The following is a 19994-nucleotide window of genomic DNA, read 5'->3' as shown; positions in this document are numbered from 1 at the left end:
ACTCCAGCTTGGGTTCCTCGCCCCCACGCAGTGGGGGAGAGGTGTCACAGCAAAGCCGTGACGGAGAGGGGGCGCTTCAATGCGTCCCACTTGGCCGAATGTGTCGGGTGGACACCTCCCACCCCTGCTGTGCCACATAAAACGCCAGCAATATCGCCGCGTTGAGTTCGAGCACTTCCTCGACGGCGGCAAGCGCGCGCGACGATGCAGCGATGTCGATGACCTGCGCCAACCCGATGAAGCTGACATGCAGGAAAAGCAGGGCGTGGCCCGAGAGCCATGTCGTCGCTCCGCCCATGTTGCGCGCGATCTGGCGCAGGGCGAACAACGAGAGCCCCACTGATACCGCGAGCATCAGCACGACCAGCAGCCAGGCGAGGTTGTGGCTGACCTGCTGCAACAGCCGGAACGCCAGGATCAACAGGTCGTGGAAACCGTCGAGCTGCCCGCCGCCATAGAGCGTCAAGGGCTGGAACCCGAACAGCCGCGAGCCGAAGCTGGTTTCATCAAGAAGTTCGGCGAGGGCAATCAGGCCCGCCAGCACCAGCGGCACGCGCGGTCCCCGCAGCGCCGTTGCGGCACCCGCTCCGAGCACGGCTGCCCCGAGGAAAAGCACGGTGCCCATCTCGATGATGCCGTCCTCCTGCAGCAGCAGCGAGCGGATTCCGGGCGCAATGATCGCCGCGAGCGCCGAGGCGACGGTGACTGCGCCGACGAGCGCCAGCGCACAGGCCAGGAAGCGGAAATGGTCACGCCATGGTCCCATGGCGACGTTGCCAACTGCTGGATGCATCATCTGCGCCACGGACCCTCTCCTGTCGCAAAACTGTCAGGGAGCCGTCACATATTGTCCGTTTCGGGCAATGAAAGGGCCGCTGGATCACACTTGGCTAACGATTGTGACGCTTCGCGGTCGGCATTCACCGGGTCGCTCCTGGCAACCCGGTCCACCGTTCCCTGGGCTTCGCTGGCAGGCGAGCTCGCTACAATTTTAATCTTATCCTGTTGTTAATACTTATCTTTCCTTCACCAGCGCCAGTCACACCGGTTCATGCCCGATCATTCATGATTCGCGAGGAGGCGCATGATGGACAAGCGTTACGAACTGGTCCTGGACCCATCCGATCTCTGGACCGTCTGGGACACCATGACCGAGGAGCCCGCCATGCTCGGCTTTGCTCCGCTCATCGGCCTGACCAAGTCCGAGGCGTCGATCGCCTGCGCTCTGCTGAGCGACATCGATCAGAAAAACACGGCGGAAAAGACCAGGGAACGCCGTGGAAAGAGCGCGGCCTGAGCCCGGGATCGGAGCTGAAAGCAGCCCGCACCCAGGTGCGCAGGCCGCGAGACGAGCCAGCGGGCCTCGCACGCGACATTGCCTGATCCCCACATCCGCTGATATTGCGGCCGGGCCGCCTGCGCGGCGCAGATGGCCCGGAACGAACCTGATGACCAAGCTCCCCGACCTGCCGGTTTCGGCGGTCCTGCCGCAACTTGCCGAGGCCCTGGCGTCCGGCAATAGCGCCGTGCTTGTCGCCCCGCCCGGCGCCGGCAAGACCACGCTGGTGCCGCTGGCGCTTCTCGACGCTGCGCAGACGAGGGACGCGCAAAATTCTGCCACGGACCCCTCTGTTACCGTCAAGGATGCATCACGTTAAGCTTCATTCCGGCAAAGAAAGGGTCGCGATGAGCACTGCCTTGGCGACCGAATGTGACAGGAAGCTCCATTCAATTGCTGCAGGTACAATCTGAGCTGTACTACTTGTTGACACCTAAGATCGCGGCTGTATCCAGTCCAACCAGACAGATTCGACTTGCTGTCGTCTGAGGGGGAACCATGAAACGTCTTGCCGTTGCCTCGGCTTCCATGGTCGTGGCTGCCGGGTCGGCTTTTGCGCAGGACGCAAGGCAGGCCGCTGTCGACTGGTCTGGCGCCTATGTCGGCGCCTTTGCTGGTGGCGCCAATGGCGATGCGACTTATGCCAACGTTCCCGTTGGCGTTCCCGACATGGGAGCTATCGATGGCGGCCTTGCCGGCCTGAAAGCCGGCTATCGCTACCAGTACGGCGCGGCGGTCATGGGTGTGTCGGTGGACGGAGCCCTGGGCAACGTCAAGGGCATAGTGGGCAGCTTCAATCACGCCCGGTTCAACGTGGACTGGCTGGCAACAGCCAACGCCCAGTTCGGCCTGGCGTTTGGCCGTGCACTGGTCTACGGCACTGCCGGCGGGGCGCTGGTCGGCATCCAGCACGACTACGACTCCTTTGCGTCCATCGACGTCTCCTACCCCCGGCGCACGCACTCCGGCTATGCCGTCGGCGGCGGCGCGGAATATGCGTTTGCGGAAAAAGCCTCGATCAGCTTCGAGGTCCGTCATTTCGTCCTTGAGGCGCAAACCTTTCCGCAGGTGCTCAATGTGACGGGGCACACTGTCGACGCCGATTTCACGACAGGCACTATCGGCCTGAACGTCAGGTTCTAGATGCCCGCTGGCTTCGGCTGGTGCAACTGGCCTGATGCCAGCTCATCCCCGCGCGGCCTGCACGCTGAAATTGGCCGGGATGCCGTTGTTGCCTGATGCCGGCTTGCGCTGATATTGCGGCCTGGCCGCCTGCGCGGCGCAGATGGCCCGGAACGAACCTGATGACCAAGCTCCCCGACCTGCCGGTTTCGGCGGTCCTGCCGCAACTTGCCGAGGCCCTAGCGTCCGGCAGCAGCGCCGTGCTGGTCGCCCCGCCCGGCGCCGGCAAGACCACGCTGGTGCCCTTGGCGCTGCTCGATGCCCCCTGGCGCGGCGACGGCACGATCATCCTGCTCGAACCGCGCCGGCTCGCCGCCCGCGCCGCCGCCCGCCGCATGGCTTCGCTGCTCGGCGAGGAGCCGGGCGGTATCGTCGGCTATGCCATGCGCATGGAAAACAAGGTCGGACCGAAGACCAGGATTCTTGTCGTCACCGAGGGCGTGCTTGCCCGCATGATCCTCGACGATCCCGAACTGCCTGGTGTGGCCGCCGTGCTGTTCGACGAGTTCCACGAGCGCTCGCTCGACGGCGATTTCGGCTTGGCGCTGGCGCTCGACGTGCAGGGCGCGTTGCGCCCGGACCTCCGGCTCATCGTCATGTCTGCCACACTCGACGGTGCGCGGGTGGCGAAGTTGTTGGATGGCGCCCCGGTGATCGAGAGCCAGGGCCGCAGCTTCCCGGTCGAGATCCGCTACGACGAACGCCCGGCAGGCACAGCCATCGAGGACGCGATGGCCAAGGCGATCCGCGGCGCCCTTGCCGATGAGCCGGGTAGCGTGCTCGCGTTCCTGCCCGGCCAGCGCGAGATCGAGCGCACCGCCGAACGTCTTGAAGGCCGCGTTAGCGCCGATGTGGACGTCGTGCCGCTCTACGGCATGCTCGACGGCAAAGCCCAGGACGCGGCAATCAGGCCGGCGCCTGCCGGTCGCCGCAAGGTCGTGCTCGCCACCGCCATTGCCGAGACCTCGATCACCATCGACGACGTCCGCGTCGTTATCGATTCCGGCCTGTCGCGCCTGCCCAGATACGAGCCGTCGAGCGGGCTGACCCGGCTGGAGACCGTGCGCGCCTCGCGTGCAGCCGCCGACCAGCGCGCCGGCCGCGCCGGCCGCACCAGCCCGGGCATCGCCATCCGCCTCTGGCGCGCCGAACAGACGGCGGCACTTCCGGCATTTTCGCCGCCCGAAATCCTGGAGGCCGACCTGTCCGGTTTCCTGCTCGACTGTGCTGCCTTCGGCGTCGCCGATCCGACCTCGCTTTCTTTCCTCGACGCTCCACCGGCACCGGCGCTGGCCGAGGCGAGGGCGCTTCTGGCCGAACTCGACGCCATCGACACCGACGGCCGCCTGACTGCTTCAGGCCAGGCGATGCGCAGGCTCGCGCTGCCCGTCCGCCTCGCCCACATGGTCGCCGAAGCCGCGCGCCAGGGTGCCGGGCCGGAGGCCGCGCAGCTCGCCGTGCTGATGACCGAGCGCGGCCTCGGCGGCGACAGTGCCGACCTCGAACGCCGGCTGCAGCGTTTCCGCAACGAGCGCTCGCCCCGCGCCAACGCTGCCCGGCAACTGGCCGAGCGGTTGGCGCGGCAGGCTGGCAACGGTGCGCAGCCGTCAGGTGCACCCATCCCCGGCGCGCTTCTTCTCCTCGCCTGGCCTGACCGCGTCGCCAAAGCGCGTGGCGAGCGCGGCCGCTTTGTGCTCGCCAACGGCAGCGGTGCCGCCGTCGACGCCGCCGATCCGCTCGCCGGCGAACAGTATCTCGTCGTCGCCGATCTCCAGGGCAAGGCGCAGAACGCCCGTATTTCGTCCGCCGCCGCGGTTTCCGAAGCCGACATCCGCACCGTCCTTGCCTCGCATCTGGAGCGCAAAACCCAGGCCGCCTTCGACAGGGAAAAACGCTCGGTACGCGTGCGCGAAACGGTCCGCCTCGGCGCCGTCACCCTGTCCGAACGCATGCTGCCGGCGCCCAGGGGCGAAGAGGCCGATCGCGCCATTCTCGAAGCGCTCCGCGCCCACGGCCTCGACCTGCTCGACTGGGGCAAGGAGGTCGAGACGCTGCGCCAGCGCCTCACCTGGCTGCATCGCGGCCTCGGCGATCCCTGGCCCGACATGTCGGACGAAGCCCTGCTTGCCCGCCTCGAGGATTGGCTGCTGCCCTACCTGCGCGGCGAGGCGACCTTTGCCCGCATCGGCGCGGGCGTCCTGCACGATGGCCTGATGTCGCTCGTCCCGCACGACCTCCAGCGCAAGATCGCCTCGCTTGCCCCGACGCATTTCACAGCACCGTCCGGCAGCCATGTGCCGATCCGCTACGATGGCGAATGGCCGGTGCTGGCCGTGCGCGTGCAGGAGCTGTTCGGCATGGACAAGCATCCCTCGATCGCTGGCGGCACAGTGCCGCTCACCCTGGAACTGTTGTCGCCGGCCCATCGCCCGATCCAGACGACGCGCGACCTGCCCGGCTTCTGGCGCGGCTCCTGGGCCGATGTCCGCTCCGACATGCGCGGCCGCTACCCCCGGCATGTCTGGCCGGACAACCCGCTGGAGGCACAGGCCACCGCCCGCGCCAAGCCGCGCGGCACGTGATGCCGACCCGAACCGAAGGTTTGCGGAGCCGTTGATACTGGTTTTCAGAAAAGACCGTGCACGGGCACTTGGCGCGGGCGCGCCTTGCAGCGCATATAGCTGGCATGAACTCGCTGACCCGCACCCCCGACCTCCAGCACAGCCACCGGCTGCGGCTCAACACGCTGATCCGCCTGCGCTGGCTGGCGATCGTCGGCCAGAGCTTCACCGTCGTGGTGGTCGCCTACTGGCTGGAGTTCCCCCTGCCGGTCAGCCTGTGTTTCGCGCTCATCGCCAGTTCCGCCTGGCTCAACCTGTTCCTCGCCTTCCGCTATCCGGCCACCCAGCGCCTCAACCCCTTCGCCGCCTTCGCAATCCTCACCTTCGACAGCTTGCAACTCGCCGGCCTGCTGTTCATCACCGGCGGCCTCACCAATCCGTTCTCGCTGTTGATGACGGTGCCCGTCGTTATCTCGGCGACGTCGCTGCCACTGCGGCTGACCGCCATGCTGGCTGTTCTGGTCATCGTCATGGTCAGCCTGCTTGCCTTCTTCCACCTGCCGTTGCCCTGGTATGAGGGCATCGTGCTGGCGATGCCGTTCATCTACACATCGGGCATCTGGATCGCGGTGTGCTGCTCGATTGCCTTCACTGCCATGTATGCCTTTCGCGTCGCCGACGAGGCCCGCCTGCTCGCCAATGCGCTCGCCGCCACCGAGCTGGTGCTTCAGCGCGAGCAGCATCTGTCGGCGCTCGACGGCCTCGCCGCCGCCGCCGCGCATGAGCTCGGCACGCCGCTCGCCACCATCACGCTGGTCGCCAAGGAGATGGAACGCGCGCTCGGCAACGATCCGAAATATGGCGAGGACGTCACACTGCTGCGCAGCCAGAGCGAGCGCTGCCGCGAGATCCTCAAGCGCCTCACCAGCCTGTCCTCCGAGGGCGAGGAACATCTCGCCCGCCTGCCGCTGACCTCGCTGGTCGAGGAGGTCATCGCCCCGCATCGCGACTTCGGCATCTCCATCAAGCTAGATCCCGGCGAGCGCATCGGGCCCGAGCCGGTCGGTCATCGCAACCCCGGTGTCATCTACGGTCTCGGCAACCTCGTTGAAAACGCCGTCGACTTCGCCCGCAGCAGTGTTACCGTGCGCTGGCGCTGGGACAGCGACGTCGTCGCCTTCAGCATCCTCGACGACGGCCCGGGTTTTCCTGCCGACATCATCGATCGCATCGGCGAGCCCTACATGTCGACCCGCCAGGGCGCCGAGCCGGGCGGCGGTCTCGGCCTCGGCCTGTTCATCGCCAAGACCCTGCTCGAGCGTTCCGGCGCCGAGATCAGTTTCAGCAATTCGAACGGACCGGGCGAGGGGGCGGTTGTCGAGATTTCCTGGCCGCGCGCCATCTTCCTCAATCCCGCCCCCGCCGGCACGACGATGTTCGACACTGCATGAGGTCTTGAACGGGGTGTTCATCGCCCCGGCATTGGACATCGCGGCTTTGCACCTATATCTGCTTGAAAAACGATAAGAACGACTGGGATCAACGACAAAAAGGATCAAAGGCGATGACCACCCAGGACATTGCGGCCGCATTGCCGGGCGAAGACCATTCACTGCTGCTCGTCGATGACGACAAGCCCTTCCTGACACGTCTGGCCCGCGCCATGGAAAGCCGCGGCTTTACCGTCGATACCGCCGAAAGCGTCGAGGAAGCGGTCGCCAAGGTCCGCGCCAATCCACCGGCCTATGCCGTGGTCGACATGCGCCTCGGCGACGGCAACGGCCTCGATGTCGTCTCGGCTATCCGCGAGCGCCGTGAAGACACCCGCACCGTCATCCTCACCGGCTACGGCAACATCGCCACCGCCGTCACCGCGGTGAAGCTCGGTGCCATCGACTACCTCTCCAAGCCTGCCGACGCCGACGACGTCTATGCCGCACTGACCAACGCCTCCGGCGAGCGCGCAGCGCCCCCGGAAAACCCGATGTCGGCCGACCGCGTCCGTTGGGAGCACATCCAGCGCGTCTACGAGATGTGTGAACGCAACGTGTCCGAAACCGCACGCCGGCTCAACATGCACCGCCGTACCCTTCAGCGCATCCTCGCCAAGCGGGCGCCGAGATAAAGCGAATAGTGAGTAGTGAGTAGCGAATAGTGGGCGGCGCTTGATCTTCGGGCGCCGTTTCTCGTCCTGCTATTCCCTATTCGCTCTCCCCCTCCAGCACCGGCACCGAAACCCCGGCCAGTTCCGCTGCCAGCAGCCGGGCCGCGCCGGCGCGGGCGATGCGTAGCATCAGGGCTTTGCGCGTCGCCGCCGCGATCCGGTGCTCCGGTGCCTCGCGCATGATCTCGGCGCCATAGCCGTCGGAGAGGATGAAGCCGCATTCCTCGGGGAAAATCCCGGCCGGCACCTCCGGATGGGTGGCGAAAAAGAAGCGGTCCGAATGCAGCCGGTATTCCGGCCATTTGCGGTCGACGCGGAAGTCTTCGATCGACGACTTGATCTCGATAATCCAGATGTCGCCCTGGCGCGTCAGCGCCACAAGGTCGGCGCGTCGCCCGGTCGCCAGCGACAGTTCGGGCAGCACATGCGCGCCCATCTGCATCAGCAGGCGCTGTACGCCGCGGCGCACCAGCATGGCGCGCTCGGACTGGCGGCCATCGACCAGAGGGTTGGAGGCGACAGGTGAAATGATCGGCATGGACCAATCATTGCATCATTTGTTCACGTTTTGAACCCGTCTGTTGGATTATTCCAGACAGTTTTCCGCCATCCGACTCCGCGCGAACGCAAAATCCGCCATTGCCCCCTATCGTTGAATCTGTTGGCTTTTCCCGCGATGCGTGTTGCCGAAATGCCATAACCCGGACGTTACGTTAACGAGAGCGCGGCTTTGCTGGCCTCCGCCTCTTGGCAAGCAAAATGCCCGACCGGTAAGAATGGTGGCAAAAATGAGGCCGAATCGGCCCGGACACCGCTCTTGCTTGGGAACCCCACATGCGATTGAAGTCTCTTGCCATTGTCGCCGCCCTGGCGCTGACCACCGCACTCGCGGGCTGCTCGACCGACGGCGTCTCGCGCATGTTCTCCAACGACTATGGTGGCCGCGTCGACGCCGGTTACCAGCTGCCGACCATCCCGATCAGCAAGGTTCCGCGCCAGTTCCATCGCCAGATCGTGCGCTACGAAACCAATGAGAAGCCCGGCACCGTCGTCGTCGATACCGGCCAGAAGTTCCTCTACCTCGTCCAGCCCGATGGCAAGGCGATGCGCTACGGCATCGGCGTCGGCCGCGAGGGTTTCGAGTGGCAGGGCACCGCCCGCATCGCGGTGAAGCGCGAATGGCCGGTGTGGACGCCGCCGCCCGCAATGATCAAACGCCAGCCCGAGCTCGCCAAGTGGTCGGGCGGCATGCCCGGCGGTCCGAAGAACGCGCTCGGCGCCCGGGCGCTCTACCTCTTCAACAAGGGTGGCGATTCCGGCTACCGCCTCCATGGCACGCCGGAATGGAACTCCATCGGCAAGGCCATGTCCTCGGGCTGCATCCGCCTGATGAACCAGGACATCATCGACCTCTACAACCGCGTCGAAGTCGGCGCCAAAGTCATCGTCCAATAACTGCGAACCGTCCAGGCAACACGGACGTCGCAAACGAAAAACCGGGCACTTTGGCCCGGTTTTTTGTTTGAGCTGTCACTTGTGGACGGCGAGGGTCTTTCGAGAACTAGCTCCGGCGAGGCATATGGCCTGGATTTCGAGAACAGGAGCGCAGCGGACGTTCAGGTCCGTGAGCACCGGAAGCGCAGAAAGCCGCGTCAGATGGCCGTCGGAGTAGAGTTCGCGAAGATCCTCAGGAGATCTGTTCGACCTGCTGTACCTCAGGCACGAAGTGGCGAAGCAGGTTCTGGATGCCGTGCTTCAGCGTTGCCGTCGAAGACGGGCAGCCGGCGCAGGCGCCCTTCATGTGCAGGAACACGGTGCCGTTCTCGTAGCCGCGGAAGGTGATGTCGCCGCCGTCCTGGGCCACCGCCGGGCGCACGCGCGTGTCGAGCAGCTCCTTGATCGTCACCACGATCTCGGCGTCGGCCTGGTCGAAGAATTCGTTCTGGTCGTCATGATGGCCGCCGCCGCCTGCGGCCTGGCCGGCCATCACGGGAGCGCCCGACATGAAGTGTTCCATGATCGAGCCGAGGATCGCCGGCTTCAGGTGCTGCCAGTCGGGGCCGTCCTTGCTGACGGTGATGAAATCGTAGCCGAAGAACACGCCGGTCACGCCCGGAATGTCGAACAGCCGGCCGGCAAGCGGCGAAGCCGCACGCGCGCTGTCGGCATCGCGGAAATCGGCGGTGCCTTCGAGCAGCACTTCCTTGCCCGGCAGGAACTTCAGCGTCGCCGGATTGGGGGTCGCTTCGGTCTGGATGAACATGGACGTGTCTCCGTGCCCGCGCGCGCGGGAGTGTCAGTTTGGAATAGTTCTAATTAGGCTCAAGACGGCCGACATTCAAGCCGCTGGCGCGCCTCCGCGCCAATATGTTGCGCCCGACCTATTAGGCCAGGCTGTCGATGTCCTCGTCGGACAGGTTCTGCGGCACCACCGTCACCGGGATCGGGAAGGCGGCACCCTTGCCGGCGATCGAGGCGACAAGCGGCCCGGGGCCTTCCTTGCCGGCGCCTGCTGCCAGCACCAGGATAGCGATATCCTGGTCGTCTTCAATCAGCTTGTGGATCTCGTCGGCCGGCCGGCCCTCGCGCACCACCAGTTCGGGCTCGATCCCCAGCGTCTCGCGGACCCGCCCGGCCTGCGAATCGAGGGCGGCATTGGCTGCTGCGGTCGCCTCCTCGCGCATGATCTTCTCGACTCCCAGCCAGTGCTGGAAGTCGTCGGGCTCGATGACGTAGAGCAGCACCAGGACGCCGTTCGTGCTACGCGCCCGCTTGGAGGCATAGGCGACTGCGCGCTCGCATTCCGGCGTATCGTCGATGATCGCCAGGAACTTGCGCCGGTGGCCGGCTTCCTTGCTGAGGCGTTTGGAGACCATGTGCTACCCTGATGCGAGGTTTCGGTTGGCAATCTGCCACCGGCGCCGGCCGCCCGCAAGCAGCCGGCGACGATGTCGTATTCAGTCGCCCAGCAGGCCGATGATGTTGCGAACGTCCTTCATCGTCTTTTCGGCGATGACGCGGGCGCGGTTGCCGCCGTCACGCAGCACGGCGTCGATATGGCCGGGATCGGCCATCAGGCGGCGCATCTCGTCGGCGATCGGCGCCAGCTTCTCGACGGCGAGGTCGGCAAGTGCCGGCTTGAACACAGAGAACTGCTGGCCGGAAAACTGGCGCAGCACTTCTTCCTTGGAAATGTCGGCAAGGCCGGCATAGATTCCGACGAGATTTTCCGCCTCGGGGCGTTCCTTGAGGCCTTCGAGCTCGCTCGGCAGCGGTGCCGGATCGGTCTTGGCCTTGCGGATCTTCTTCGAGATGGTGTCGGCATCGTCGGTCAGGTTGATGCGCGACAGGTCGGAAGGGTCCGACTTCGACATCTTCTTCGAACCGTCGCGCAGGCTCATAATGCGCGCCGCCGGCCCGCCGATGATCGGCTCGGTGATCGGGAAATAGCCGTTCACCGTCTCTTCGCCCACCTGCATCTCGACGCCGATGCCAAGGTCGGCGATGCGGCTGGAGAAATCGTTGTTGAACTTCTGGGCGATGTCGCGCGTCAGCTCCAGATGCTGCTTCTGGTCGTCGCCGACCGGCACGTGGGTGGCGCGGTAGACGAGGATGTCGGCGGCCATCAGGCTCGGATAGGCGAGCAGGCCCAGCGAGGCGTTCTCGCGGTCCTTGCCGGCCTTGTCCTTGAACTGCGTCATCCGGTTCATCCAGCCGATGCGCGCCACGCAATTGAAGATCCAGGCAAGCTCTGCATGTTGCAGCACCCGCGCCTGGTTGAAGACGATATGCTTCTTGGGATCGATGCCCGAAGCCAGGAATGCGGCTGTGATCGAGCGCGTCTGGCCCTCTAGGTCGTCATGGACGAGCTGGGCCGTCAGCGAATGCAGGTCGACGACGCAATAGATGCACTCGTTGGTTTCCTGCAGGGCGACGAACTTGCGGATGGCGCCGAGGTAGTTGCCGAGATGGAGATTGCCGGTCGGCTGGACGCCGGAGAAGATGAGCGGTTTGAAGGCGGCGGTCATGATTGATCCCGTGGCTTGTGGAGGGCCGTTTCGCGCGCGGCGAAATTCGAGTGGCGCTTATGAACGAGCCGAAAGCGTCGATCAAGTCTCGACTGGTCTGGCACTATTGTCGCCGCGCTGTAGTACAGCGTCCTTGTCGCGGTCATTCGGGGTCGATGGCGGCAGGGGCTGCGTTGGTGCGATTGCGCCGGATGTTGCGCCTGATCATGCCGATATCCGCTCCGCCGATGCCGAAGGCGACGCCGAAATAGACCACCATTGCACCCGCCACCAGCACGGCGAGCGCCGCCGCCTGCGTGTAGAAGGGCGCCGCGGAGCCAAGCCATTGCTCGGCTTCGCCAGCGGCGAACCCCAGTCCGGCCGCCATGATCGCCGAGGCGATGACGAGGCGGGGAATGCGTTTCAGCAGTGCAGCATCGCGGTCCCAGTGGCCGCGCCAGATCAGGGTCCCCAGCAGCATCGCCGCATTGGCCCAGCCTGCCACGGCAGCGGCCGCAGCAATGCCGGGTGCGCCCCAGGACGGAAACAGTGTCAGCGCCACCGAGATGTTGATCGCCACCGAAATGGCGGCGAAGTACATCGGCGTCCGCGTGTCCTCGCGGGCGAAGAAGCCGGGCGTAAATGCCTTGATCAGCACGAAGGCCGGCAGGCCGAGGCCGAAGATCGCCAAGATCGCCGACACCACCGGTGTGCTGTTGGTCGCGGCAAACGCGCCGCGCTCGTAGAGCACGCGCACGATCGGCTCCGAGATGACCAGCAATGCCGCCGCTGCCGGCAAGGTCAGGAACAGCGTGAACTCGACCGAGCGGTTCTGCAGGTTGGCGGCCTCGATCAGGTTGCCCGATTTCAGCGCCCGCGACAGCTCCGGCAGGAGAACGATGGCAACAGCCACGCCGACCACGCCGAGCGGCAGCTGGTAGACCCGGTCGGCAAGGTTGAGCGACGACACGGCACTGTCCTGTCCGGAGGCGATCGCCGTGCCGATCAGCGTGTTGATCTGGGTGATGCCGCCGGTGATCGCCGCCGGCAAGGCAAGCCACAATAGGCGCTTGACGTTGGGCGTCAGCTTCGGCCTGCGAAAGCCTATGGCGATGCCGGCGTGGCGCACCGCGATCCAGACGATGCCAAGTTGCACCAGGCCCGCCGCCAGCACGCCCCAGGCCAACGCATAGCCCACCGTCAGCCCGTCATGGCCGCGATACCAGGCGTTGGCCAGCACGCCCACCAGGATGATGTTGAGGAATACCGGGGCGACCGCCGCGGCAAAATAGCGGCGCAGTGAGTTCAGCATGCCGCTCATCATCGCCGCCAGCGACATGCAGATGAGATAAGGGAACATGATGGTGGCCAGCGCCACCGTCAGGTCGAACTTCTCCGGGTTGTCGGCGAAACCGGGCGCGACGACGAAGCGCACGATCAGCGGCATCGCCAGTTCCATGGCGATGGTCAGCGCCAGCAGCGCGGTGAACAGCACGCCGAACACTTCTTCCGAAAACCGCTTGGCGCCTTCGACGCCGTTGGCTTCGATTTCCTTGGCAAACAGCGGCACGAAGGCGGCGTTGAATGCGCCCTCGGCAAACAGCCGGCGGAACGTGTTGGGAAACTGGAACGCGGCATAGAAGGCATCGGCCACCGGGCCGGTGCCGAGTGCTGCCGCCATCAGCATCTCGCGGGCAAAGCCCAGCGCCCGGCTCATCAGCGTGCCCGAGGCGACCGTCGCGAATTTCTTGATCAGTGACATGGGGCGCGACGATGCCTTGCGGATTTGGGCGGGATAATGGCTGCGCTCATTCCGCCGCCGCTTTGGCCTTGGCGCGATCGGCGTTCGGCCCTTCGAGCGTGGCGATCAGGCGGGTGCGAATGTTTTCGAGCCGTGTCGGGTTGTCGATCTTCTGGCCGGTCAGGTCGGTGACGTAGAAGGTGTCGATCACCTTCTCGCCGAAGGTGGTGATGTGCGCCGAGGCGATGTCGAGCGACAGGTCCGACAGCGCGCCTGTGATCTCCGACAGGAAGCCGGGGCGGTCGAGGCCCACCACTTCGACCACCGAGAAGCGGTTCGAAAGCGTGTTGCGGATTTCGGCGCGCGGCTGGATGCGGAATGTCTTTTGGCCGCGCTTGGGTTTTGCCCGCTTGGCGATCATCTCCGGCAGCCAGGACCGGCCCGAAAGCACGTCCTCGATCAGCTGGCCGACGCGCTCGGCGCGGCGGCGTTCGTCCTCGTCGCGGTCGAATTCGCGGGAAATCAGGATGATGTCCAGCGCCCGTCCGTCGGAGGTGGTGAAGATCTGCGCATCGACGATGTTGCCTCCGGCGGCAGCACAAGCGCCGGCAATCACCGACAGCAGGCGCGGGTGATCCTGCGCTAGGATGGTGATTTCAGTGACGGCCTCGAACTCGTGCGTCCGCACCATCGTCGACAGCTGCTTGCCGGCCGCGTCGGCCCCGCGAATGAACTCGGCATGGCGCTTCTGGTCGTCGAGATCGACGGTCAGCAGGTAGTTCTCGTAATGCAGCTTGGCGTACTTCTTGCGGGCCTTCTCCGGCCAGTCGCCAAGTGCGGTGGCCAGCGTCTCGCGGGCGGCTGCCGTGCGCTCGGCCCGCGACAGCTCGGAAAAGCCACCGGTCAGCAAAAGCTCCGTTTCGAAGTACAGCGTGCGCAGCAGCTGGCCCTTCCAGCCGTTCCACACGCCGGGACCGACGCCGCGGATGTCGCACACGGTCAGGATCAGCAGCAGCTTCAGCCGCTCCACCGACTGCACCACGTCGGCGAAGTCGTCGATGGTCTTGCGGTCGTTGAGGTCGCGTGTCTGCGCCGTCATCGACATGACGAGATGGTTTTCCACCAGCCAGGCCACCGTCTCGGTGTCGGCGGGCGACAGCCCCATATGCGGGCCGATGCGGCGGGCGATCTTGCCGCCGGCCTCCGAATGGTCCTCGGGCCGGCCCTTGGCGATGTCGTGCAGCAGCACCGCCACATACAGCGCCTCGCGCTGTTTCTTGAGGCCGGGGATCAGCGTGTGCGACAGCGGGTGGATCTTCTCGCCGTCGCCATGCTCGATCTCGGACAGCACGCCGATGCAGCGCAACAGGTGCTCGTCGACCGTATAGTGGTGGTACATCGAGAACTGCATCATCGCGACGATCCTGCCGAAGTCGGGGATCAGCCGCCCGAGCAGTCCCGCCTCGTTCATGCGCCTGAGGTTGAGCTCGGGATTGCGGTCCGAGGTCAGTATATCGAGGAAGTAGCGGTTGGCCTCCTCGTTGCGGCGCAGCCCCTTGTCCACCAGCCCCAGCGAGCGGGTCAGCAGCTTCAGCGCGTTGGGATGCAGCTCCAGCCCGTGCCGGTCGGCGAACCAGAAGAAGCGCAGCATGTTGACCGGGTCGCGCCGGAACACCTGGTCGTCGGCGACGTTGATGCGCTGGTTGTCGATGATGAAGTCGCTGGTGCCGGCGAGCTTGCGCCGGCGCCGCGAAAAGCCCTGCAGCAGTCCGTGGAAACCGGGCGCGTCCTTGGCCTGCTCCTCCTCCAGCGCCGCACAGAAGATACGGGTCAGGTCGCCCACTTCCTTGGCCACCAGGAAGTAGTCCTTCATGAAGCGCTCGACGGCCGACAGCCCTGGCTGCACCGTATAGCCCAGCCGCTCGGCGATCTCGCGCTGGATGTCGAAATGCAGCCGTTCTTCCGGCTTGCCGGTCAGGAAATGCATGTGGCAGCGCACCGCCCAGAGGAAATCCTCCGCCTCGACGAACTGGCCGTATTCCCCTTGCGTGAACACGCCCTTGTTGATCAGTTCGGCGCCGGTGCGCACGCGGTAATAATATTTGGCGATCCAGAACAGCGTGTGCAGGTCGCGCAGCCCGCCCTTGCCGTCCTTGATGTTCGGTTCCACCAGATAGCGGCTTTCGCCCGATTTGGCATGGCGGGTGTCGCGCTCGGCAAGCTTTGCCTGCACGTATTCGGGCCCGGTGTCCTTCACCAGCTCCTTGTCGAAGCGCTCGATCAGCTCGTCGCAGAGCTTGCGTTCGCCCCACACGAAGCGGGCTTCCAGGATCGCCGTGCGGATGGTGATGTCGCTGCGCGAAAGCCTCAGGCACTCGTCGATGTTGCGGGTGGCGTGGCCGACCTTCAGCCCCATGTCCCACAGCATGTAGAGCATGTACTCGACGATCTGCTCGCCCCACGGTGTCTGCTTGTAGGGCAGCAGGAACAACAGGTCGATGTCGGAGCCCGGGGCGAGGGTGCCGCGGCCATAGCCGCCGACGGCGACCACCGCCATGCGCTCGGCCCGCGACGGGTTCTTGGCGCGGTAGACGTGGGTGACGGCGAAGTCGTAGAGGACGCGAATCACCTCGTCCATCAGGTGCGAGATGCGGATGGCGCAGGCGGTGCCGCCCTCGTCTTCCATCAGCATGTCCTCGGCGATCTTCTTGCCGGCGGCGACGCGCTCCTTGAACATCGCCAGCGCCGTTGCCCTGATTCCCGGGTCTGCCCCGTTGCCGTCCTCGCCGGTCAGCGCGCTCAGGTCGCGGCGCAAGGCGTCCGCGTCGATCAGAAGCTCCAGGTTGAGCGGAATGTCTGTCATGTGCCTCGGCTGGCCTCGCCCTTGAGGCCGCGTCTATAGCGCGATTTTTCCGCCATGGGTATGGCCGGGCGCTGTTGCAGTTCACGCTGATATAGGTTCGCCGGAGCGTCGACCAGGAGCAGTCGCACATCCCTGCCTGAGGCGTGGCCGGTCCTGTGCCCGCCCCACGAGGGCGAGGGTGCACCGGTGCTGCCGTTAGGCGGGAAGTACTTCGAAGACTATCCCCGGCGGGGTGTTGACCTTCCCCGTGCTGGAACCTTTAGGATCGCTGCCACGAGGAATGCGGAACCAGTACAGATGAACGACAAGCACGACCATCGCGGCCACGATCATGCGGCCAAGAGCAAGGCCCCGGCCGAAGGCGAAACCGTGGTGCGCGATCCGGTCTGCGGTATGACCGTCGATCCGGCCGCCGGCAAGCCGACGCTCGAGCATGGCGGCCACCGCTACCACTTCTGCAGCGATTCCTGCCGCAACAAGTTCCAGGCGGCGCCGGACAAATATGTCAGTGCCAACGACCCCGTCTGCGGCATGGACGTCGCCCGCGACACCGCCAGGAACTTCGTCAAGCACGAGGGAACAGGCTACTATTTCTGCTCGTCCACCTGCGAAGGCAAGTTCACCGCCGAGCCGGCAAAGTACCTCTCCGGCAAGCCCGCGGCGGAGCCGATGCCCAAGGACACGCAATACACCTGCCCGATGCACCCCGAGATCATCAGGGACAAGCCCGGCTCATGCCCGATCTGCGGTATGGCGCTCGAGCCGATGATGCCGAGCGCCGACGACGGCCCCAACCCTGAACTGGTCGATTTCACCCGCCGCTTCTGGGTCAGTGCGGTGCTTTCCATCCCGCTCCTGGTCATCGCCATGGGGCCGATGGTCGGCCTGCCGGTGCGCGACTGGATCGGCGAGCCGCTCGCGGCCTGGCTCGAGCTCATATTGGCAACGCCCGTCGTGCTCTGGGCCGCACTGCCCTTCTTCCATCGTGGCTTGGATTCGTTCCGCAACCGTAGCCCCAACATGTGGACGCTGATCACGCTCGGTGTCGGCGCGGCCTATCTCTATTCGGTCGTCGCCACGCTGTTCCCCGACCTGTTCCCGCATCAGTTCCGCGGCCATGGCGGGGCGGTGCCGGTCTATTTCGAAGCGGCCGCAGTCATCGTCGCACTCGTCTTCCTCGGCCAGGTGCTGGAGCTCAGGGCCCGCGAGCGCACCGGCTCGGCCATCCGTGCTTTGCTCGACCTTGCGCCCAAGACCGCTCGCCGCATCGCCGAGGACGGCTCGGAAAGCGAAGTGCCGCTTGACGAGGTGGTCAGCGGCGACCGCCTGCGCATCCGGCCGGGCGATGCCGTTCCGGTGGACGGCATCGTGCTTGAAGGCCGTTCGTCGGTCGACGAATCGATGATCACGGGCGAGCCGGTCCCGGTCGAAAAGGTCGAGGGAGAAAGGGTGACTGGCGGCACGCTCAACAAGAACGGCTCCCTGATCATGCGCGCCGACAAGGTCGGCAGCGAGACGGTGCTGTCGCAAATCGTCGACATGGTCGCCAAGGCCCAGCGCAGCCGCGCGCCCATTCAGGGCCTCGCCGACCGCGTCTCGTTCTATTTCGTGCCCACGGTGGTGCTGATCGCCATCGTTGCCTTCGTCGTCTGGGCAATCTTCGGGCCCGAGCCCAGCATGGTCTTCGCCTTCGTCTCGGCCGTCTCGGTGCTCATCATCGCCTGTCCATGTGCGCTTGGCCTTGCCACGCCGATGTCGGTCATGACGGCCACCGGCCGCGGCGCCCAGGCCGGCGTGCTCATCAAGGACGCCGAGGCGCTGGAACGCTTCTCCAAGGTGAGCACGCTCATCGTCGATAAGACCGGCACGCTGACCGAAGGCCGGCCGCAGTTGACCGACGTGGTTGCTGCCGAGGGCATTGCCGACGACGAGTTGCTGTCGCTTGCCGCCGGCCTTGAAAAGGGCTCCGAGCACCCGCTCGCCGAAGCCATCGTCGAGGGTGCGGTCAAGCGCGGCGTCACCGTGCCCGACGCCCAGGACTTCGACTCCGTCACCGGCAAGGGTGTCACCGGGACCGTCTCCGGCCGCAAGGTCGCGCTCGGCAATGCCGCGATGATGGCCGATCTCGGTCTCGACACGGCGGAACTTGCGGCGCGCGCCGACGCCCTGCGCGGCGAGGGCAAGACGGCGATGTTCGTCGCCGTCGACGGCAAGGCGGCGGGCATCGTCGCCGTCGCCGATCCGATCAAGGCCTCGGCCGCCGAAGCGATCCGCACCCTGCATGATCTAGGCCTGCGCATTATCATGGCGACCGGCGACAACGAGCGCACCGCCAAGGCGGTCGCCCAGAAGCTGGGCATCGACGAGGTCCGTGCCGACATGCTGCCCGAGAGCAAGAAGGCGCTGGTCGACGAGTTGCGCGCCAAGGGGCAGGGCGTCGCCATGGCTGGCGACGGCGTCAACGACGCGCCCGCCCTTGCCGCCGCGGATGTCGGCATCGCCATGGGCACCGGCGCCGACGTCGCCATGGAAAGTGCCGGCATCACCCTGGTCAAGGGCGATCTCGGCGGCATCGTCCGCGCCCGCAAGCTCGCCCAGGGCACCATCCGCAACATCAAGGAGAACCTGTTCTTCGCCTTCATCTACAACGTCCTGGGTGTTCCGGTGGCGGCGGGCATCCTATATCCGGTCCTCGGCACGCTCCTGTCGCCGATGATTGCCGCCGCCGCGATGAGCCTGTCGTCGGTGTCGGTCATTGCCAATGCGCTGCGGCTCAGGGCCATCAAGCTTTGAACCCCGGCCACGAAAAAGGACCTTCCGGATGAACCTGATGAAAAAGATCGTGCTGGCCCTGATGGCCGCGGGCATGCTCGTTGCCGTCGTGCTCGAAACCGCCTCGGCGCAGACCGATCACGGCGGTCACGCCATGGGCATGACCGCTCCCGCCACCGACAGCGCCTCGTCGCAGGCCTACAAGGCGGCGATGGACAAGATGCACCAGGCCATGTCGGCGCTCGAATATTCCGGCGACGCCGACGTTGACTTCGCTCGCGGCATGATCCCGCATCACCAGGCTGCCATCGACATGGCCAAGGTCGTGCTCGAGCACGGCAAGAACCCCGAAATGCGCAAGCTCGCCGAAGAGGTCGTCGCCGCCCAGGAGGCCGAAATCAAGCAGATGGAAGCCTGGCTCGCCGCCAATCCGGCCAAGTAAGGGGAAAACTGCTGCAGCGTCATTGCGGTAGCCAACGGCAAATGGCGCTGTAAGCTGGCGGAAACCGCTGAGGAGACCGCCATGCCATCCACAACCGCGACGTTGCCTTCCGGCGAAGCCGTGCCGGTGCTCGGCCAGGGCACCTGGATGATGGGCGAGGATCGCGGCCGTGCCGCCGACGAGGTGGCAGCGCTGCGGCTCGGGCTCGATCTCGGCGTCACCTTGATCGACACCGCCGAGATGTATGGCAACGGCGGCGCCGAAAAGGTGGTCGGCGAAGCCATCGCCGGCCGTCGCGACGAGGTCTTCCTCGTCTCCAAGGTGCTGCCGTCCAATGCTTCCCGCAACGGCGTCGTCAGGGCCTGCGAGGCGAGCCTCAAGCGTATGCGGACAGATCGCATCGACCTCTATCTGCTGCACTGGCGTGGTGGCGTGCCCTTGGCGGAAACCATTGCCGTGTTCGAGGAGTTGCGCCGCTCGGGCAAGATCCGCCACTGGGGCGTCTCGAATTTCGACGCCGACGACATGGAGGAGATGGAGCGCCTGCCGGCAGGCAAGAACGCCCAGGCCAACCAGGTGCTCTACAATCTCGGCCGGCGCGGCATCGAATTCGACCTGGCACCCTGGTGCCGCGACCATGGTGTGCCGATCATGGCCTATTCACCGGTCGAGCAGGGCGCTCTGGCCGACGATGCGGGGCTTCAGGCCATCGCCGCCCGCCACGACGCAACCGCAGCGCAGCTGGCGCTCGCCTGGGTCATGGCCCGGCCCGGCGTCATCGCCATCCCCAAGGCCACCCGGCTCGAACATGTCAGGCAGAACGCCGCCGCGCGTGACATTCGTCTCACCCCGCAGGATCTTGCCGAGCTGGACACGCTGTTTCCGCCGCCCGCGCGCAAGCGACCGCTGGAGATGATCTGATC

The 19994-nt window shown here is 65.7% G+C and carries 17 protein-coding genes; 10 read left to right on the top strand and 7 right to left on the bottom strand.

The window, feature by feature from the left end; genetic code table 11:
* Positions 1-76: 76 nt before the first annotated feature.
* Entirely contained in the window at positions 77-805 is a 729-nt protein-coding gene (locus CO731_RS02725; RefSeq protein WP_159091537.1) for a hypothetical protein, read from the bottom strand.
* Positions 806-1087: 282 nt separating this feature from the next.
* Here CO731_RS02725 and CO731_RS02720 point away from each other — a divergent pair, with 282 nt between their 5' ends.
* From CO731_RS02720 to CO731_RS02695, 6 genes are all read left to right on the top strand, one after another.
* On the top strand, positions 1088-1297 hold the full coding sequence (locus tag CO731_RS02720) for a hypothetical protein (RefSeq protein WP_245439586.1): 210 nt from the start codon (positions 1088-1090) through the stop codon (positions 1295-1297).
* Positions 1298-1448: 151 nt separating this feature from the next.
* Entirely contained in the window at positions 1449-1658 is a 210-nt protein-coding gene (locus tag CO731_RS02715) for a hypothetical protein (protein WP_108605848.1), read from the top strand.
* 179 nt (positions 1659-1837) lie between these two features.
* A complete protein-coding gene (locus CO731_RS02710; RefSeq protein ID WP_108605847.1) occupies positions 1838-2482 on the top strand; it encodes an outer membrane beta-barrel protein in 645 nt (214 codons plus the stop codon).
* Positions 2483-2643: 161 nt separating this feature from the next.
* Positions 2644-5103: an ATP-dependent helicase HrpB gene (hrpB, locus tag CO731_RS02705; protein ID WP_199914546.1), complete on the top strand. Its 2460-nt coding sequence runs from the start codon at positions 2644-2646 to the stop codon at positions 5101-5103.
* 104 nt (positions 5104-5207) lie between these two features.
* Positions 5208-6533, top strand: a complete 1326-nt coding sequence (locus tag CO731_RS02700; RefSeq protein ID WP_108605846.1) for an ActS/PrrB/RegB family redox-sensitive histidine kinase — start codon at positions 5208-5210, stop codon at positions 6531-6533.
* 113 nt (positions 6534-6646) lie between these two features.
* Positions 6647-7207, top strand: a complete 561-nt coding sequence (locus tag CO731_RS02695; protein ID WP_108605845.1) for an ActR/PrrA/RegA family redox response regulator transcription factor — start codon at positions 6647-6649, stop codon at positions 7205-7207.
* 76 nt (positions 7208-7283) lie between these two features.
* On the opposite strand, the gene CO731_RS02690 is transcribed toward CO731_RS02695, so the two are convergent.
* Positions 7284-7784: an MmcB family DNA repair protein gene (locus CO731_RS02690; protein WP_108605844.1), complete on the bottom strand. Its 501-nt coding sequence runs from the start codon at positions 7782-7784 to the stop codon at positions 7284-7286.
* A 296-nt stretch (positions 7785-8080) separates the two neighbouring features.
* Here CO731_RS02690 and CO731_RS02685 point away from each other — a divergent pair, with 296 nt between their 5' ends.
* A complete protein-coding gene (locus CO731_RS02685; protein ID WP_108605843.1) occupies positions 8081-8701 on the top strand; it encodes a L,D-transpeptidase in 621 nt (206 codons plus the stop codon).
* 232 nt (positions 8702-8933) lie between these two features.
* Here CO731_RS02685 and CO731_RS02680 read toward each other — a convergent pair whose 3' ends face one another.
* The 5 genes from CO731_RS02680 to CO731_RS02660 form a co-directional block, all read right to left on the bottom strand.
* Positions 8934-9509 carry a NifU family protein gene (locus CO731_RS02680; protein ID WP_108605842.1) on the bottom strand — a complete coding sequence of 192 codons (576 nt, stop codon included), beginning with the start codon at positions 9507-9509 and terminating at the stop codon, positions 8934-8936.
* 121 nt (positions 9510-9630) lie between these two features.
* Positions 9631-10122: a universal stress protein gene (locus tag CO731_RS02675; RefSeq protein ID WP_108605841.1), complete on the bottom strand. Its 492-nt coding sequence runs from the start codon at positions 10120-10122 to the stop codon at positions 9631-9633.
* An 81-nt stretch (positions 10123-10203) separates the two neighbouring features.
* Positions 10204-11274 carry a tryptophan--tRNA ligase gene (gene trpS / locus CO731_RS02670; protein WP_108605840.1) on the bottom strand — a complete coding sequence of 357 codons (1071 nt, stop codon included), beginning with the start codon at positions 11272-11274 and terminating at the stop codon, positions 10204-10206.
* A gap of 142 nt (positions 11275-11416) precedes the next feature.
* Positions 11417-13015: a murein biosynthesis integral membrane protein MurJ gene (gene murJ / locus CO731_RS02665; RefSeq protein WP_108605839.1), complete on the bottom strand. Its 1599-nt coding sequence runs from the start codon at positions 13013-13015 to the stop codon at positions 11417-11419.
* Between the two features lie 46 nt (positions 13016-13061).
* On the bottom strand, positions 13062-15857 hold the full coding sequence (locus CO731_RS02660; RefSeq protein WP_108605838.1) for a [protein-PII] uridylyltransferase: 2796 nt from the start codon (positions 15855-15857) through the stop codon (positions 13062-13064).
* A gap of 297 nt (positions 15858-16154) precedes the next feature.
* On the opposite strand from CO731_RS02660, the gene CO731_RS02655 reads away from it, so the two are divergent.
* The 3 genes from CO731_RS02655 (at position 16155) to CO731_RS02645 (ending at position 19992) form a co-directional block, all read left to right on the top strand.
* Positions 16155-18650 carry a heavy metal translocating P-type ATPase gene (locus CO731_RS02655; protein ID WP_108605837.1) on the top strand — a complete coding sequence of 832 codons (2496 nt, stop codon included), beginning with the start codon at positions 16155-16157 and terminating at the stop codon, positions 18648-18650.
* 28 nt (positions 18651-18678) lie between these two features.
* A complete protein-coding gene (locus tag CO731_RS02650) occupies positions 18679-19071 on the top strand; it encodes a DUF305 domain-containing protein (protein ID WP_108605836.1) in 393 nt (130 codons plus the stop codon).
* A gap of 81 nt (positions 19072-19152) precedes the next feature.
* A complete protein-coding gene (locus CO731_RS02645) occupies positions 19153-19992 on the top strand; it encodes an aldo/keto reductase (protein ID WP_108605835.1) in 840 nt (279 codons plus the stop codon).
* The last annotated feature ends 2 nt before the right edge of the window (positions 19993-19994 follow it).

This window comes from Aminobacter sp. MSH1, assembly GCF_003071665.1.
GTDB lineage: Bacteria > Pseudomonadota > Alphaproteobacteria > Rhizobiales > Rhizobiaceae > Aminobacter > Aminobacter niigataensis.
Note: the sequence above shows the minus strand (reverse complement) of the source record. Positions and strands in the feature narration are given on the sequence as shown.

Excerpts from the sequence above, each read along its gene's own strand:
- CO731_RS02720 (WP_245439586.1), top strand. The coding sequence starts at position 1,088 with ATGGACAAGCGTTACGAACTGGTCCTGGACCCATCCGATCTCTGGACC.
- CO731_RS02715 (WP_108605848.1), top strand. The coding sequence starts at position 1,449 with ATGACCAAGCTCCCCGACCTGCCGGTTTCGGCGGTCCTGCCGCAACTT.
- CO731_RS02710 (WP_108605847.1), top strand. The coding sequence starts at position 1,838 with ATGAAACGTCTTGCCGTTGCCTCGGCTTCCATGGTCGTGGCTGCCGGG.
- hrpB (WP_199914546.1), top strand. The coding sequence starts at position 2,644 with ATGACCAAGCTCCCCGACCTGCCGGTTTCGGCGGTCCTGCCGCAACTT.
- CO731_RS02700 (WP_108605846.1), top strand. The coding sequence starts at position 5,208 with ATGAACTCGCTGACCCGCACCCCCGACCTCCAGCACAGCCACCGGCTG.
- CO731_RS02695 (WP_108605845.1), top strand. The coding sequence starts at position 6,647 with ATGACCACCCAGGACATTGCGGCCGCATTGCCGGGCGAAGACCATTCA.
- CO731_RS02690 (WP_108605844.1), bottom strand. The coding sequence starts at position 7,784 with ATGCCGATCATTTCACCTGTCGCCTCCAACCCTCTGGTCGATGGCCGC.
- CO731_RS02685 (WP_108605843.1), top strand. The coding sequence starts at position 8,081 with ATGCGATTGAAGTCTCTTGCCATTGTCGCCGCCCTGGCGCTGACCACC.
- CO731_RS02680 (WP_108605842.1), bottom strand. The coding sequence starts at position 9,509 with ATGTTCATCCAGACCGAAGCGACCCCCAATCCGGCGACGCTGAAGTTC.
- CO731_RS02675 (WP_108605841.1), bottom strand. The coding sequence starts at position 10,122 with ATGGTCTCCAAACGCCTCAGCAAGGAAGCCGGCCACCGGCGCAAGTTC.
- trpS (WP_108605840.1), bottom strand. The coding sequence starts at position 11,274 with ATGACCGCCGCCTTCAAACCGCTCATCTTCTCCGGCGTCCAGCCGACC.
- murJ (WP_108605839.1), bottom strand. The coding sequence starts at position 13,015 with ATGTCACTGATCAAGAAATTCGCGACGGTCGCCTCGGGCACGCTGATG.
- CO731_RS02660 (WP_108605838.1), bottom strand. The coding sequence starts at position 15,857 with ATGACAGACATTCCGCTCAACCTGGAGCTTCTGATCGACGCGGACGCC.
- CO731_RS02655 (WP_108605837.1), top strand. The coding sequence starts at position 16,155 with ATGAACGACAAGCACGACCATCGCGGCCACGATCATGCGGCCAAGAGC.
- CO731_RS02650 (WP_108605836.1), top strand. The coding sequence starts at position 18,679 with ATGAACCTGATGAAAAAGATCGTGCTGGCCCTGATGGCCGCGGGCATG.
- CO731_RS02645 (WP_108605835.1), top strand. The coding sequence starts at position 19,153 with ATGCCATCCACAACCGCGACGTTGCCTTCCGGCGAAGCCGTGCCGGTG.